Source organism: Pseudomonas aeruginosa, assembly GCF_001457615.1.
Lineage (GTDB): Bacteria > Pseudomonadota > Gammaproteobacteria > Pseudomonadales > Pseudomonadaceae > Pseudomonas > Pseudomonas aeruginosa.
Window position 1 is genome coordinate 2,525,145 of sequence record NZ_LN831024.1, and the last position, 14,938, is coordinate 2,540,082.

Annotated in this window: 13 protein-coding genes; 4 read left to right on the forward strand and 9 right to left on the reverse strand. The window is 64.0% G+C overall.

The features are described 5' to 3' along the window. Positions 1-2: 2 nt before the first annotated feature. From hflD to AT700_RS11860, 4 genes are all read right to left on the reverse strand, one after another. Complete coding sequence (gene hflD / locus AT700_RS11845) at positions 3-623, reverse strand: high frequency lysogenization protein HflD (protein WP_003090440.1); 621 nt, start codon at positions 621-623, stop codon at positions 3-5. After that, positions 620-1,747: a tRNA 2-thiouridine(34) synthase MnmA gene (gene mnmA / locus AT700_RS11850; protein WP_003119971.1), complete on the reverse strand. Its 1,128-nt coding sequence runs from the start codon at positions 1,745-1,747 to the stop codon at positions 620-622. Before mnmA ends, hflD begins: the two co-directional genes overlap by 4 nt. A 43-nt stretch (positions 1,748-1,790) precedes the next feature. Further along, complete coding sequence (locus AT700_RS11855; RefSeq protein ID WP_003090438.1) at positions 1,791-2,261, reverse strand: NUDIX hydrolase; 471 nt, start codon at positions 2,259-2,261, stop codon at positions 1,791-1,793. Positions 2,262-2,347: 86 nt separating this feature from the next. After that, the gene (locus AT700_RS11860) at positions 2,348-4,573 is read right to left on the reverse strand and encodes an NADP-dependent isocitrate dehydrogenase (RefSeq protein ID WP_003122606.1); all 2,226 of its coding nucleotides are present in this window, start codon (positions 4,571-4,573) and stop codon (positions 2,348-2,350) included. Positions 4,574-4,931: 358 nt separating this feature from the next. On the opposite strand from AT700_RS11860, the gene icd reads away from it, so the two are divergent. Then, positions 4,932-6,188, forward strand: coding sequence for an NADP-dependent isocitrate dehydrogenase (gene icd, locus AT700_RS11865; protein WP_048521070.1), 1,257 nt, complete (start codon positions 4,932-4,934; stop codon positions 6,186-6,188). Between the two features lie 72 nt (positions 6,189-6,260). On the opposite strand, the gene cspD is transcribed toward icd, so the two are convergent. Further along, positions 6,261-6,533 (reverse strand): cold shock domain-containing protein CspD, encoded by a 273-nt coding sequence (gene cspD / locus AT700_RS11870; RefSeq protein WP_023086115.1) that lies wholly within the window; start codon positions 6,531-6,533, stop codon positions 6,261-6,263. Positions 6,534-6,758: 225 nt separating this feature from the next. On the opposite strand from cspD, the gene clpS reads away from it, so the two are divergent. Together clpS and clpA are read left to right on the forward strand one after the other, a co-directional pair. Next, a complete protein-coding gene (gene clpS, locus AT700_RS11875) occupies positions 6,759-7,127 on the forward strand; it encodes an ATP-dependent Clp protease adapter ClpS (protein ID WP_003097649.1) in 369 nt (122 codons plus the stop codon). A 27-nt stretch (positions 7,128-7,154) separates the two neighbouring features. Then, positions 7,155-9,431 carry an ATP-dependent Clp protease ATP-binding subunit ClpA gene (gene clpA, locus AT700_RS11880; protein WP_003090432.1) on the forward strand — a complete coding sequence of 759 codons (2,277 nt, stop codon included), beginning with the start codon at positions 7,155-7,157 and terminating at the stop codon, positions 9,429-9,431. A gap of 81 nt (positions 9,432-9,512) precedes the next feature. On the opposite strand, the gene infA is transcribed toward clpA, so the two are convergent. From infA to trxB, 4 genes are all read right to left on the reverse strand, one after another. After that, positions 9,513-9,731 carry a translation initiation factor IF-1 gene (gene infA, locus AT700_RS11885; protein WP_002553999.1) on the reverse strand — a complete coding sequence of 73 codons (219 nt, stop codon included), beginning with the start codon at positions 9,729-9,731 and terminating at the stop codon, positions 9,513-9,515. A gap of 104 nt (positions 9,732-9,835) precedes the next feature. Then, complete coding sequence (locus tag AT700_RS11890) at positions 9,836-10,543, reverse strand: arginyltransferase (protein WP_003097644.1); 708 nt, start codon at positions 10,541-10,543, stop codon at positions 9,836-9,838. A 54-nt stretch (positions 10,544-10,597) separates the two neighbouring features. Next, a complete protein-coding gene (gene aat / locus AT700_RS11895; RefSeq protein WP_003090423.1) occupies positions 10,598-11,278 on the reverse strand; it encodes a leucyl/phenylalanyl-tRNA--protein transferase in 681 nt (226 codons plus the stop codon). A 37-nt stretch (positions 11,279-11,315) separates the two neighbouring features. After that, positions 11,316-12,266 (reverse strand): thioredoxin-disulfide reductase, encoded by a 951-nt coding sequence (gene trxB / locus AT700_RS11900; protein WP_047689350.1) that lies wholly within the window; start codon positions 12,264-12,266, stop codon positions 11,316-11,318. 227 nt (positions 12,267-12,493) lie between these two features. On the opposite strand from trxB, the gene ftsK reads away from it, so the two are divergent. Further along, positions 12,494-14,929: a DNA translocase FtsK gene (gene ftsK / locus AT700_RS11905; protein ID WP_003119977.1), complete on the forward strand. Its 2,436-nt coding sequence runs from the start codon at positions 12,494-12,496 to the stop codon at positions 14,927-14,929. Positions 14,930-14,938 lie beyond the last annotated feature (9 nt).

A 14,938-nucleotide genomic window follows, 5' to 3' on the forward strand; every position in this document is an offset into this window, starting at 1 on the left:
GGCTAGCCGCGCAGCAGGGGATAGAGTTCGTTGAGCAGCCGGCGCCGGCTGAATACCATCTGCCAGCGGCTGCCGCCCAGTTGCCGCCAGAGCCGCGCCGAGCGGATGCCGGCGAGCAGCAGGGCGCGGATCCGCGCGGCGTTGCTGCTGACCTGCAGGTGGCGCATGTCGCCGTGTACCTGGATGCGCTGGCGGAAGGTGCTGAGGGTGTCCTGGTAGATGCTGGCGAACGAGGCGATGACGTTCTCGTGGACCAGCCCGAAGTGCTGGACCTGCTGTTCGACCTGGTCGAGGCGCTGGCCGATCAGGTCGAGCATATCGCCGCGCTTGTCCAGTTGCCGTTCCAGGGTCAGCATCGCCAGGGCGTAGCGCAGCGGTTCGCGCTGCAGGCTGCCGGGCTTGCGCTCCAGGGCGCTGGCCAGGGCCTTGAAGCCGTCGCGCAGGTTGAGGCTGTCGCCACCGTAGACGTCCAGGGTGCTGGCCGGGTTGCGCGCCAGCAGGCTGCCGAGCATGCAGCCCAGCGGGGCTTCGCTGATCTGTCCGGTGCGTGCCAGCTTGTCGACCAGGGCTGCGGATTCGAAGACGGCGCCGAGGGCAATCAGTTGCTGTCGCGGATCGCTCACGGGCGTCCTCCGAAATCCCAGGCTTCCGCCGTTTCGATCACGCCGCCGCCGAGGCAGACGTCGCCGTCGTAGAACACCACCGATTGCCCCGGGGTCACTGCGCGCTGCGGTTCGTCGAACACCGCGCGGTAGCCTTCGGCGGTTTTCTCCAGGACGCAGTCCTGGTCGCTCTGGCGGTAGCGCACCTTGGCCCGCAGGCGGCGCGGCCGCTCCAGTTCGACCGGGTTGACCCAGTAGATTCGCGAGGCCAGCAGGGCGCGGGAGAACAGCAGCGGGTGGTCGTTGCCCTGGCCGACCAGCAGCACGTTGCGTTGCAGGTCCTTGCCGAGCACGTACCAGGGATCGTCGCCGGCTTCCTTGAGACCGCCGATGCCGAGGCCCTGGCGCTGGCCGATGGTGTGGTACATCAGGCCGCTGTGGCGACCGATGACCTTGCCTTCGATGGTCTCGATGTCGCCCGGCTGGGCCGGCAGGTACTGCTTGAGGAAATCGGTGAAGCGTCGCTCGCCAATGAAGCAGATGCCTGTGGAGTCCTTCTTCTTCGCCGTGGCGAGGCCATGCTTCTCGGCGATGGCGCGGACTTCCGGCTTCTCCAGTTCGCCGACGGGGAACAGGCTGCGGGCGATCTGCTCGCCGCCCACCGCGTGCAGGAAGTAGCTCTGGTCCTTGTTCGGGTCCAGGCCCTTGAGCAGCTCGGTGCGCCCGTCGCGGTCGCGGCGCCGCACATAGTGGCCGGTGGCGATCAGGTCCGCGCCGAGCATCAGCGCGTAGTCGAGGAACGCCTTGAACTTGATTTCGCGGTTGCAGAGGATGTCCGGGTTCGGCGTACGGCCGGCCTTGTACTCGGCAAGGAAGTGCTCGAACACGTTATCCCAGTATTCCGCGGCGAAGTTCGCCGTGTGCAGCTTGATGCCGATCCGGTCGCAGACGGCCTGGGCGTCGGCCAGGTCCTCGCGGGCGGTACAGTATTCGGTGCCGTCGTCCTCGTCCCAGTTCTTCATGAACAGGCCTTCGACCTGATAGCCCTGCTGCAACAGGAGCAGGGCGGAGACGGACGAGTCGACGCCGCCGGACATGCCGACGATCACGCGCTCGCGGCGTGGGGTGGGGGCGGATTCAGACATAGCGATCAGGCGTCACGGGCGAATTCGTAAAACGCGGATTCTATCAGGCCTGGGGCAGGGAGGGCGACACGTGGGTGTCGCGGATCAGCGCCAGGGGATAGCGGCCGCCGGCCAGGTAGTCGTCGATGCAGCGCAGCACCAGGTGGCTGCGCCAGCGCTGCGGCTGGGCGGCCAGTTCGTCGCGGCTCAGCCAGCGCGGGCCGATGATGCCGTCGTCGAGGGCGCGCTCGGGGTGGTGGCGCACGGGGCGGGCGGCGAAGCATACGCGCTGATAGGTGACACCGTTGGACGGGGCGGTGTACAGGTAGATGCCGGTGACGGCGCTCAGCTCGACCTCCCAGCCGGTTTCCTCGAGGGTTTCGCGCAGGGCGGCCTCGAGCAGGCTTTCGGCGGGCTCCAGGTGCCCGGCGGGCTGGTTCAGCACCTCGCGGCCGTCGGCCTGTTCCTCGACCAGCAGGAAGCGGCCCTGGTCCTCGACGATGGTCGCTACGGTGACATGGGGATGCCAGCTCATGGATGTCTCCTCGGTACGGAAAAGGCCTCGATAAAAAGAAACCCCGAGCGTAGGCCCGGGGTTTCTGCTTCGTCAGCGTGACGCTATCAGGCCAGGCTGTCGATCGCCGCGTTGAAGGTGGCGCTGGGGCGCATCACCTTGCTGGTCAGCTCCGGGTTGGAGCGATAGTAGCCGCCGATCTCGGCCGGCTTGCCCTGGACCGCATTGAGTTCGGCGACGATGGTCGCTTCCTGCTCGGTCAGGGCCTTGGCCAGCGGTGCGAAGTGCGCTTTCAGTTCGGCGTCTTCGTCCTGGGCGGCCAGGGCCTGGGCCCAGTACATCGCCAGGTAGAAGTGGCTGCCGCGGTTGTCGATGTCGCCGACCTTGCGCGACGGCGACTTGTTGTTGTCCAGCAGCTTGCCGGTGGCTTCGTCCAGCGCCTTGCCGAGCAGCTTGGCCTTGGCGTTGCCGGTCTTGATCCCGGTTTCCTCCAGGGACACGGCCAGGGCCAGGAACTCGCCCAGGGAGTCCCAGCGCAGGTAGTTCTCTTCCACCAGTTGCTGGACGTGCTTGGGTGCCGAGCCGCCGGCGCCGGTTTCGTACATGCCGCCGCCCGCCATCAGCGGAACGATGGAGAGCATCTTGGCCGAGGTGCCCAGTTCCATGATCGGGAACAGGTCGGTCAGGTAGTCGCGCAGGACGTTGCCGGTCACCGAGATGGTGTCCTTGCCGCGGATCAGGCGTTCCATGCTGACGCGAATGGCCTCGTTGTAGCCCATGATGCTGATGTCGAGACCGGTCAGGTCGTGGTCCTTGAGGTACAGTTCGACCTTCTTGCGCAGTTCGCGGTCGTGGGCGCGCTCCGGGTCCAGCCAGAAGATCGCCGGGGTATCGGACTGGCGTGCGCGGGTGACGGCCAGCTTGACCCAGTCGCGGATCGGTGCGTCCTTGGTCTGGCAGGCGCGCCAGATGTCGCCGGTCTCCACCTCGTGCTGCATCAGCACGCTGCCGTCGGCCAGGACCACGCGCATGGTGCCGTCGGCGGTCATTTCGAAGGTCTTGTCGTGGGAGCCGTATTCCTCGGCCTTCTGCGCCATCAGGCCGACGTTCGGCACGCTGCCCATGGTGGTCGGGTCGAAGGCGCCGTTGGTCTTGCAGAAGTTGATCATCTCCTGGTAGATGCGGGCGTAGGTGCTTTCCGGCATTACCGCCTTGGTGTCTTTCTGCTTGCCGTCCTTGCCCCACATCTGGCCGGAGTTGCGGATCATCGCCGGCATCGAGGCGTCGACGATGACGTCGCTCGGAATGTGCAGGTTGGTGATGCCTTTCACGGAGTCGACCATCGCCATTTCCGGGCGGTGGCTATACACCTCGTGGATGTCGTGGAGGATCTCTTCCTGCTGGGAGGCGGGCAGCGACTTGATCTTGTCGTAGACGCTGGAGATACCGTTGTTCGGGTTCACGCCGAGCTCTTCGAAGAGTTGGCCCCACTTGTCGAAGACGTCCTTGTAGTAGACGCTCACCGCATGTCCGAAGACGATCGGGTGGGAAATCTTCATCATGGTCGCCTTGACGTGCAGGGACCACATGACGCCGGTTTCCTTGCAGTCCTGCAGGGTCTTCTCGAAGAAGTCGCGCAGCTTGCCGCAGCTCATGAACATGCTGTCGAGCACTTCGCCTTCCTGCAGGCTCAGTTGCTTCTTGACCTCGACCTTGCCGTCCTTGCCGACGAATTCGATGCGCACGTCACCGGCCTTGGCCATGGTGATGGACTGTTCGCTGGAGAAGAAGTCGCCGCCGCGCATGTAGTCGGCGTGGGAGCGCGAGGCCATGCTCCACTTGCCCATGGAGTGCGGGTGCTTGCGGGCGTAGGCCTTCACTGCGGCAGGCGCGCGACGGTCGGAATTGCCTTCGCGCAGGACCGGGTTCACGGCGCTGCCGAGGATTTTCGCGTAGCGTGCGCGAACCTCTTTCTCTTCGTCGGTCTGCGGGTCTTCCGGGAAGTCGGGAACCTTGTAGCCCAGGCCCTGCAGCTCGGCGATCGCGCCTTTCAGCTGGGGCACCGAGGCGCTGATGTTGGGCAGCTTGATGATATTGGCGTCGGGCGAGGTGGCCAGGACCGCCAGGCGGGCGAGGTCGTCTTCGATACGCTGGTCGGCTTCGAGGCGGTCGGCGAAGTTGGCCAGGATGCGTCCTGCAAGAGAGATGTCGCTGGTCTCGACGTCGATGCCGGCGGAAGCGGCAAAGGCCTTGACGATGGGGAGGAGCGAGTAGGTGGCGAGCGCGGGTGCTTCGTCGGTGAAGGTGTAGGTGATCTTCGAGCGGATGGACATCTACGGTAACTCTCTTTTTTGCTGGGCGCGCACAGAGTCTCGATACGCGTTGGTGGACGCGATGCCTTCGCTCAACATCGGGTTGAATCGAAATCGAGATATGCCGCGGGATATAGGGGCGCCAGTAGAGCGTTGTACGGCGGGTTCATGGTGGCGAACCCGACGCTGCGAGGGGAGAGGGTCTGGTCCCAGACTGCTCGGACCTCGATGACTGCGAAGTCATGGCGCGCAGTATACCACCCTCTCGCCGGGCTGATGCGCTCGCCTGTTTAGACTAAGGAAGATGTGGTTTCCGGGCGGACAACTGGGCTACCCTAGAAGGCTGCAACAGGGTTTTAACCACAACACGGAGTTCAGCATGGGATACCAAAAGATCCAGGTGCCGGCGACCGGTGACAAAATCACTGTGAATGCCGACATGTCCTTGAGCGTACCGAAGAACCCGATCATCCCGTTCATCGAGGGTGATGGCATCGGCGTCGATATCAGCCCGGTCATGATCAAGGTTGTCGACGCTGCAGTGGAAAAAGCATACAAGGGCGAGCGCAAGATCGCCTGGATGGAAGTCTACGCCGGCGAGAAGGCCACCCAGGTGTATGACCAGGACACCTGGCTGCCCCAGGAAACCCTGGACGCCGTACGCGACTACGTGGTTTCCATCAAGGGCCCGCTGACCACCCCGGTTGGTGGCGGCATCCGCTCCCTGAACGTGGCCCTGCGCCAGCAACTCGATCTCTACGTCTGCCAGCGCCCGGTACGCTGGTTCGAAGGCGTGCCCAGCCCGGTGAAGAAGCCCGGCGACGTGGACATGGTGATCTTCCGCGAGAACTCCGAGGACATCTATGCCGGCGTCGAGTGGAAGGCCGGTTCGCTGGAAGCGGAGAAGGTCATCAAGTTCCTCACCGAGGAAATGGGCGTCAAGAAGATCCGCTTCACCGAGAACTGCGGCATCGGCATCAAGCCGGTTTCCCAGGAAGGCACCAAGCGCCTGGTGCGCAAGGCCCTGCAATACGCCGTCGACAACGACCGCAGTTCGGTGACCCTGGTGCACAAGGGCAACATCATGAAGTTCACCGAGGGTGCCTTCAAGGATTGGGGCTACGAAGTCGCGCGCGATGAATTCGGCGCCGAGCTGCTGGACGGCGGTCCGTGGATGCAGTTCAAGAATCCGAAGACCGGCAAGAACGTCGTGGTCAAGGACGTGATCGCCGACGCCATGTTGCAGCAGATCCTGCTGCGCCCCGCCGAGTACGACGTGATCGCCACCCTGAACCTGAACGGCGACTATCTCTCCGACGCCCTGGCGGCCGAGGTCGGCGGCATCGGCATCGCGCCCGGCGCCAACCTGTCCGATTCGGTGGCCATGTTCGAGGCGACCCACGGTACCGCGCCGAAGTACGCCGGCCAGGACAAGGTCAACCCGGGTTCGCTGATCCTCTCCGCGGAGATGATGCTGCGCCACATGGGTTGGACCGAGGCGGCCGACCTGATCATCAAGGGCACCAACGGGGCGATCGCCGCCAAGACCGTGACCTATGACTTCGAACGCCTGATGGACGGCGCGACCCTGCTGTCCTGCTCGGAGTTCGGCGACGCGATGATTGCCAAGATGTAGGAAGGGCTAGCGCCCGAACGAGAAAAAGGCCGGTTCGCACCGGCCTTTTTCATTTCCGCATCCGCGCTGGGGTCAGGCTTCGATGGGCGTCGCCTGCGGCTCTTCCTGCGGGGCGGGGGTGGAGGGTGCGGCGGTTGTCGCGGTGGCGGGGCTGATGTTGATGGCATGCAGTCCCTTCGGTCCCTGGATGATCTCGAAATTGACCGGCTGGCCCGCCTTGAGTGTCTTGTAACCGTCCATCTGAATGGCCGAGTAATGGGCGAACAGGTCCTCATCTCGGCCCTCGGCCAGGATGAACCCGTAGCCCTTGGCGTTGTTGAACCACTTGACCTTACCGCTGAGCATGCTCATATCCCTCTGCAAAGGACTCCAACGCTGGAGTATCATCCACTACGATCCCGCGTCCGACCTGGGTCGAGACGGGTGCGGAACCCCTGATACCCTGTAGGGGTATTCCATTGTTTGTAACACCCTTTTGCAGTTAGTCAAGGCGCTGAACCATACGCCTGAGAAACGGATCAACATCATGTCGGTCCATAACTTTCCAGAAAGGCAAAGCTTTTTTTCCTCATGCATGCACCTAGCCAGATTCGACTAACATTCAATCAGGATCATCCCGAGCCTCATGAGCACGAGGACGAAGGGGCGGGGCTCGCGGTACAGGAGTCGAAGCCTGTATTACAGCCGCCACCGTTGTATAAGGTGGTACTGTTCAACGACGATTACACGCCGATGGACTTTGTTGTTGAAGTGCTGGAAGTGTTCTTCAACATGGACCGGGAAAAAGCCACCAAGATCATGTTGACGGTACATACTCAGGGTAAGGCGGTCTGCGGCTTGTTTACCCGGGACGTGGCCGAAACCAAGGCGATGCAGGTCAATCAGTATGCACGGGAGAGCCAGCATCCATTGCTCTGCGAGATAGAGAAAGACAGTTGATCGGATGTTTGGGAGCGAGGTGAAGCCATGTTGAATCGAGAGCTCGAAGTCACCCTCAATCTCGCCTTCAAGGAGGCGAGGGCCAAACGCCATGAATTCATGACGGTTGAGCACCTGCTGCTGGCCTTGCTGGACAATGAGGCGGCGGCAACGGTATTGCGTGCGTGCGGTGCCAACCTGGACAAGCTGCGGCGCGACCTGCAGGAATTCATCGATTCCACCACGCCGCTGATCCCGCAGCACGACGACGAGCGCGAAACCCAGCCGACGCTGGGCTTCCAGCGCGTCCTGCAGCGTGCGGTGTTCCACGTGCAGAGTTCCGGCAAGCGCGAAGTGACCGGGGCCAATGTCCTGGTGGCGATCTTCAGCGAACAGGAAAGCCAGGCGGTGTTCCTGCTCAAGCAGCAGAGCATCGCGCGTATCGATGTGGTGAACTACATCGCCCATGGTATCTCCAAGGTGCCCGGGCATGCCGAACATCCGCAGGATGGGGAGCAGGATATGCAGGATGAGGAAGGTGGCGAGTCGGCCACGTCCAACCATCCGCTGGACGCCTATGCCAGCAACCTCAACGAACTGGCTCGCCAGGGGCGGATCGACCCGCTGGTGGGGCGTGAGCATGAAGTCGAGCGGGTGGCGCAGATCCTTGCCCGCCGGCGCAAGAACAACCCGCTGCTGGTAGGCGAGGCGGGGGTCGGCAAGACGGCCATCGCCGAGGGCCTGGCCAAACGCATCGTCGATGGCCAGGTGCCGGACCTGCTGGCCGACAGCGTGGTCTACTCCCTCGACCTGGGTGCCTTGCTCGCGGGTACCAAGTACCGCGGCGACTTCGAGAAGCGCTTCAAGGCCTTGCTCAACGAGTTGCGCAAGCGCCCGCACGCGGTGCTGTTCATCGACGAGATCCATACCATCATCGGCGCCGGTGCGGCATCCGGCGGGGTAATGGACGCCTCCAACCTGCTCAAGCCGGTTCTGTCCTCGGGCGAGATCCGCTGCATCGGCTCGACCACCTTCCAGGAGTTCCGCGGCATCTTCGAGAAGGACCGGGCCTTGGCGCGGCGCTTCCAGAAGGTCGACGTGACCGAGCCGTCGGTGGAAGACACCTATGGCATCCTCAAGGGCCTCAAGGGGCGCTTCGAGCAGCATCACCACATCGAGTACAGCGACGAGGCGCTGCGCGCCGCGGCCGAGCTGGCGGCGCGCTACATCAACGACCGGCACATGCCGGACAAGGCCATCGACGTCATCGACGAGGCGGGCGCCTACCAGCGCCTGCAGCCGGAAGAGAAGCGCGTGAAGCGCATCGAGGTGGCGCAGGTCGAGGATATCGTGGCGAAGATCGCGCGGATCCCGCCGAAACACGTCACCACCTCCGACAAGGAGTTGCTGCGCAACCTCGAACGCGACCTCAAGCTGACCGTGTTCGGCCAGGACGACGCCATCGAGTCGCTGTCCACGGCGATCAAGCTGTCCCGGGCCGGGCTCAAGGCGCCGGACAAGCCGGTCGGCTCGTTCCTCTTCGCCGGTCCCACCGGCGTGGGCAAGACCGAGGTGGCGCGGCAGTTGGCGAAGGCCTTGGGCGTGGAACTGGTGCGCTTCGACATGTCCGAGTACATGGAGCGGCATACCGTGTCGCGGCTGATCGGTGCGCCTCCGGGCTACGTCGGCTTCGACCAGGGCGGCCTGCTCACCGAGGCAATCACCAAGACCCCGCACTGCGTGTTGCTGCTCGACGAGATCGAGAAGGCTCACCCGGAGGTCTTCAACCTGCTGCTGCAGGTGATGGACCACGGCACCCTGACCGACAACAACGGGCGCAAGGCGGACTTCCGCAACATCATCCTGATCATGACCACCAACGCCGGCGCGGAAGTGGCGGCGCGCGCGTCGATCGGCTTCAACCAGCAGGATCACACCACCGATGCGATGGAAGTGATCAAGAAGAGCTTCACCCCTGAGTTCCGCAACCGCCTGGATACCATCATCCAGTTCGGCCGCCTGAGCACCGAGACGATCAAGAGCGTGGTCGACAAGTTCCTCACCGAGCTGCAGGCGCAGCTGGAGGACAAGCGCGTCCAGCTCGAGGTCAGCGATGCGGCGCGCGGCTGGCTGGCGGAGAAGGGCTACGACGTGCAGATGGGTGCGCGACCGATGGCGCGGCTTATCCAGGACAAGATCAAGCGGCCGTTGGCCGAGGAGATCCTGTTCGGCGAGCTGGCCGAGCATGGCGGCCTGGTGCATGTCGACCTGAAGGGCGACGAGCTGGCCTTCGAGTTCGAGATCACGGCGGCGGAGCCCGCCTGATCCGAGCGCGGCAACGAAAACGCCCGGCAGATGCCGGGCGTTTTCTTTTGCAATCGGCGAGCCGCAGCGGCTCGTGTCGACTCAGCGGGCGCGGTAGGTGATGCGGCCCTTGCTCAGGTCGTAGGGCGTCAGTTCCACGCGGACCTTGTCGCCGGTGAGGATGCGGATGTAGTTCTTGCGCATTTTGCCGGAGATGTGCGCGGTGACGACGTGCCCATTTTCCAACTCCACACGGAACATGGTGTTGGGCAGGGTGTCGACGACAGTACCTTCCATTTCGAAGCTGTCTTCTTTCGACATGCAGTAGAGCCCTCGGTATCTATGGGTGGCCCTTTCAATGAGAGGTGGGCCGTGAAAAGCGGCGTGCATTGTGCCAGAAAATCGACAATAGCGCCACACGGCTATCAGGTGAGGGCGACCCAGCGCTGGTTGACGAACAGTTCGATGGGCCGGTACTGGGTCTTGTAGTTCATCTTGCGGCAATTCTTGATCCAGTAGCCCAGGTAGACGGCCTGCAGGCCCAGGCGTTCGGTCTCGGCGATCTGCCAGAGGATCGCGTAGCGTCCCAGGCTGCGCTGCTCTTCGTCGGGATCGTAGAAGGTATAGACGGCCGAGAGTCCGTTCGGCAGCACGTCCGTCACGGCTATGGCCAGCAGGCGGCCATGCAGGCGGAACTCGAAGAAGCAGCAGAAGGGCAGGTCGCGGACCAGGAAGGTGGCGAACTGGTCGCGGCTGGGCGGATACATGTCGCCGTCGGCGTGGCGTTGCTCGATGTAGCGCCGATAGAGGTCGTAGTACTCCTCGTTGAAGCTCGGTCGCTTGCGGATCACCTGCAGTTCCGCATTGCGCTTGAGGATGCGCCGCTGCTGGCGGTTCGGGCTGAAGCCGGCGACCGGTATGCGCGCGGCGATGCAGGCGGTGCAATGCTGGCAGTGCGGACGATAGAGATGGTCGCCGCTGCGGCGGAAGCCGACCTCCGACAGCGAGGCGTACAGCTGCGTGTCCATGGGCTGGCTGGGATCGAGGAACAGGGTGGTTGCCTGCTCCTCGGGCAGGTAGCTGCACGGGTGCGGTTGCGTCGCGTAGAACTTCAGTCGGGCGAGTTCGGTCATGGTGAACTCCAGCAGGGACCCATAAGCAAGTTTATGCCAGGCACGGAAACTCGCCTAAAAATCCAGGTCGCCGGTAGGAGGCTGGTCGCGATAGCGTTGCAGGTAGTCGGCGAATTCCCCCCGGCCGATGGCGCGGGCGCCCAGGCTGTGCAGGTGGCGGGTCGGCATCTGGCAGTCGATGAGGACGAAGCCGGCGTCGCGCAGATGGCGGACCAGCGTGACGAAGCCGACCTTGGAAGCGTTGTCGGCGCGGCTGAACATCGATTCGCCGAAGAACAGCCTGCCCATGGCCAGGCCGTAGAGGCCGCCGACCAGTTGTCGCTCCTGCCAGACTTCCACGGAGTGGGCAATTCCGCGCAGGTGCAGCTCCTGGTAGGCCAGTTGCATCGGCGTGGTGATCCAGGTGCCGTCGGCGTAGTCACGCGGCGCGGCACAAGCCTGGATCACCGCCCGGAAGTCACGGTTGAAAGTGACTTCGAAGCGTTGCTGGCGCAGGCACTTGGCCAGGCTGCGGGAAACGTGCAGTTCGTCGGGGAACAGGACGGTGCGCGGGTCGGGCGACCACCAGAGGATCGGCTGGCCATCCTGGTACCAGGGGAAGCAGCCGTGGCGATAGGCTGCGACCAGGCGTTGCGGATTGAGGTCGCCGCCGGCCGCGAGCAGCCCGTTGGGCTCCTGCAGGGCCTTGTCGAGGGGCGGAAAGTCGAAGTCGGTGCGGGAAAGCCAGGTCAGCATGGCGGGGTAGGGGAGGGCGGGCCTCCCCCGGGTCCGATCAATGGTCGTCGAGGTATTTTTCGGCATCCAGCGCGGCCATGCAGCCGGCGCCGGCGGAAGTGATGGCCTGGCGGTAGACGTGGTCGGCCACGTCGCCGGCGGCGAACACGCCTTCGATGCTGGTCTGGGTGGCATTGCCTTCGCTGCCGCCGTGGATCCGCAGGTAGCCGTCGCGCATTTCCAGTTGGCCCTGGAACAGGTCGGTGTTCGGCTTGTGGCCGATGGCGATGAACACGCCGGCCAGCGATAGCTCGCTGGTGCTGCCGTCGATGGTGCTCTTCAGGCGTACGCCGGTGACGCCGCTGGCGTCGCCCAGCACCTCGTCCAGGGTGGTGTTCCAGTGCAGGCGCACGTTGCCGTTCTCGGCCTTGTCGAACAGCTTGTCCTGGAGGATCTTCTCCGAGCGCAGCTTGTCGCGACGGTGGATCAGGTGGACTTCCTTGGCGATGTTGGCCAGATACAGCGCTTCCTCGACGGCAGTATTGCCGCCGCCGATCACGCAGACCACCTGGTTGCGGTAGAAGAAGCCGTCGCAGGTGGCGCAGGCGGAAACGCCCTTGCCCATGAAGGCTTCTTCCGACGACATGCCCAGGTATTGCGCGGAGGCACCGGTGGCAATGATCAATGCATCGCAGGTATAAGTGCCACTATCGCCCTTCAGTGTGAAGGGGCGCTGTTGCAACTCGGCGGTGTGGATGTGGTCGTAGACGATCTCGGTGTCGAAACGCTCGGCGTGCTGCTGCATGCGGGTCATCAGCGCCGGGCCGGTAAGGCCTTCGACGTCGCCCGGCCAGTTGTCGACTTCGGTGGTGGTGGTCAGCTGGCCGCCTGGCTGGATGCCGGTGATCACCACTGGCTTGAGATTGGCGCGTGCGGCGTACACGGCGGCGGTATAGCCGGCCGGACCGGAGCCCAGGATGATGAGGCGCGAATGCTTGACTTCACTCATAAAAAGACTCCATAAGCCTTTGTCACATAAGAAAATGCGTGCTCCAATGGAGCCGCCTGAAGAGTTCTGCCGGCTATGCTACACCTATCCGCAAAAGGCCGGCAAAACCCCGGGGCCGGGATCAGCCACGCACGGATTGCCGCTGATTTCGGGTGTGATTTTTCAGAGTTTCCCTAAAGCCGTACAATAGGCGCGTTTTGACCAAGACAGCTTCTAAAGCACCAGCCGTGCGCAGGAAAAATAGCGATTTGAAGGATTCGACCACCGCGAGCCATGCCGCCGCATGGCGTCAGCAACTGCATTCCCGCCTGAAGGAAGGGGTCCTGATCGCGCTGGGCGCGCTCTGCCTCTACTTGTGGATGGCTCTGCTCACCTATGACCCGGCCGATCCGAGCTGGAGTCACTCGAGCCAGGTTGACCAGGTGCAGAATGCCGCCGGTCGGCTCGGTGCGGTATCCGCCGATATCCTGTTCATGACGCTCGGCTACTTCGCCTACCTCTTTCCGCTGTTGCTGGGCATCAAGACCTGGCAGGTATTCCGCCGCCGCAACCTGCCGTGGGAATGGAACACCTGGCTGTTTTCCTGGCGCCTGGTCGGGCTGATCTTCCTGATCCTGGCCGGCTCGGCACTGGCCTACATCCATTTCCACGCCAGCGGCCACATGCCGGCCAGCGCCTCGGCCGGCGGCGCCATCGGCCAGAGCCTGGGCCGCGTCGCGGTGGATGCGCTGAACGTGCAGGGCAGCACGTTGGTGTTCTTCGCCCTGTTCCTCTTCGGCCTGACGGTGTTCGCCGACCTCTCCTGGTTCAAGGTGATGGATGTCACCGGCAAGATCACCCTGGACTTCTTCGAACTGATCCAGAACGCCTTCAATCGCTGGATGGGCGCGCGCGCCGAGCGCAAGCAACTGGTCGCGCAACTGCGCGAGGTCGACGAGCGCGTCGCTGAGGTGGTGGCGCCGAGCGTGCCGGACCGCCGCGAACAGTCCAAGGCCAAGGAGCGCCTGCTGGAACGCGAAGAGGCCCTGGCCAAGCACATGAGCGAGCGGGAGAAGCGCCCGCCGCCGAAGATCGATCCGCCACCGCCGCCGAAGGCCCCGGAGCCGAGCAAGCGCGTGCTGAAAGAGAAGCAGGCGCCGCTGTTCGTCGATACGGCGGTGGAGGGCACCCTGCCGCCGCTGTCGCTGCTCGATCCGGCGGAAGTGAAGCAGAAGAGCTACTCGCCCGAGTCGCTGGAGGCGATGTCGCGCCTGCTGGAGATCAAGCTGAAGGAGTTCGGCGTCGAGGTCAGCGTGGATTCGGTGCATCCGGGCCCCGTGATCACCCGTTTCGAGATCCAGCCCGCGGCGGGGGTCAAGGTCAGCCGCATTTCCAACCTGGCCAAGGACCTGGCGCGCTCGCTGGCGGTGATCAGCGTGCGGGTGGTGGAAGTGATTCCCGGCAAGACCACCGTCGGCATCGAGATTCCCAACGAAGACCGGCAGATGGTGCGCTTCTCCGAAGTGCTGTCGTCGCCGGAGTACGACGAGCACAAGTCCACCGTGCCGCTGGCCCTGGGCCACGACATCGGCGGTCGGCCGATCATCACCGACCTGGCGAAGATGCCGCACCTGCTGGTGGCCGGTACCACCGGCTCCGGTAAGTCGGTGGGGGTCAACGCCATGCTCCTGTCGATCCTGTTCAAGTCCACGCCGAGCGAGGCGCGACTGATCATGATCGACCCGAAGATGCTCGAACTGTCGATCTACGAAGGGATCCCGCACCTGCTCTGCCCGGTGGTCACCGACATGAAGGAAGCCGCCAACGCCCTGCGCTGGAGCGTGGCGGAGATGGAGCGGCGCTACCGCCTGATGGCGGCCATGGGTGTGCGCAACCTGGCTGGCTTCAACCGCAAGGTGAAGGACGCCGAGGAGGCTGGCACGCCGCTGACCGACCCGCTGTTCCGTCGCGAAAGCCCGGACGACGAGCCGCCGCAGCTGAGCACCCTGCCGACCATCGTGGTGGTGGTCGACGAATTCGCCGACATGATGATGATCGTCGGCAAGAAGGTCGAGGAGCTTATCGCCCGTATCGCGCAGAAGGCGCGGGCGGCCGGTATCCACCTGATCCTGGCGACCCAGCGGCCGTCGGTGGACGTGATCACCGGCCTGATCAAGGCCAACATCCCGACCCGGATCGCCTTCCAGGTCTCCAGCAAGATCGACTCGCGCACCATCCTCGACCAGGGTGGCGCCGAACAACTTCTCGGCCACGGCGACATGCTCTACCTGCCGCCGGGCACAGGCCTGCCGATTCGCGTGCACGGCGCCTTCGTTTCCGACGACGAGGTGCACCGGGTGGTCGAGGCCTGGAAGCTGCGCGGTGCGCCCGACTACATCGAGGACATCCTCGCTGGCGTCGACGAAGGCGGCAGCGGTGGCGGTTCCTTCGATGGCGGCGACGGCTCCGGCGAAGGCAGCGAGGACGACCCGCTCTACGACGAGGCGGTACGTTTCGTCACCGAGAGTCGCCGGGCATCGATCTCCGCCGTGCAACGCAAGCTGAAGATCGGCTACAACCGCGCCGCGCGGATGATCGAGGCGATGGAGATGGCCGGCGTGGTCACCCCGATGAATACCAACGGCTCCCGCGAAGTCATCGCGCCGGCGCCGGTTCGTGATTGAACCCGACAG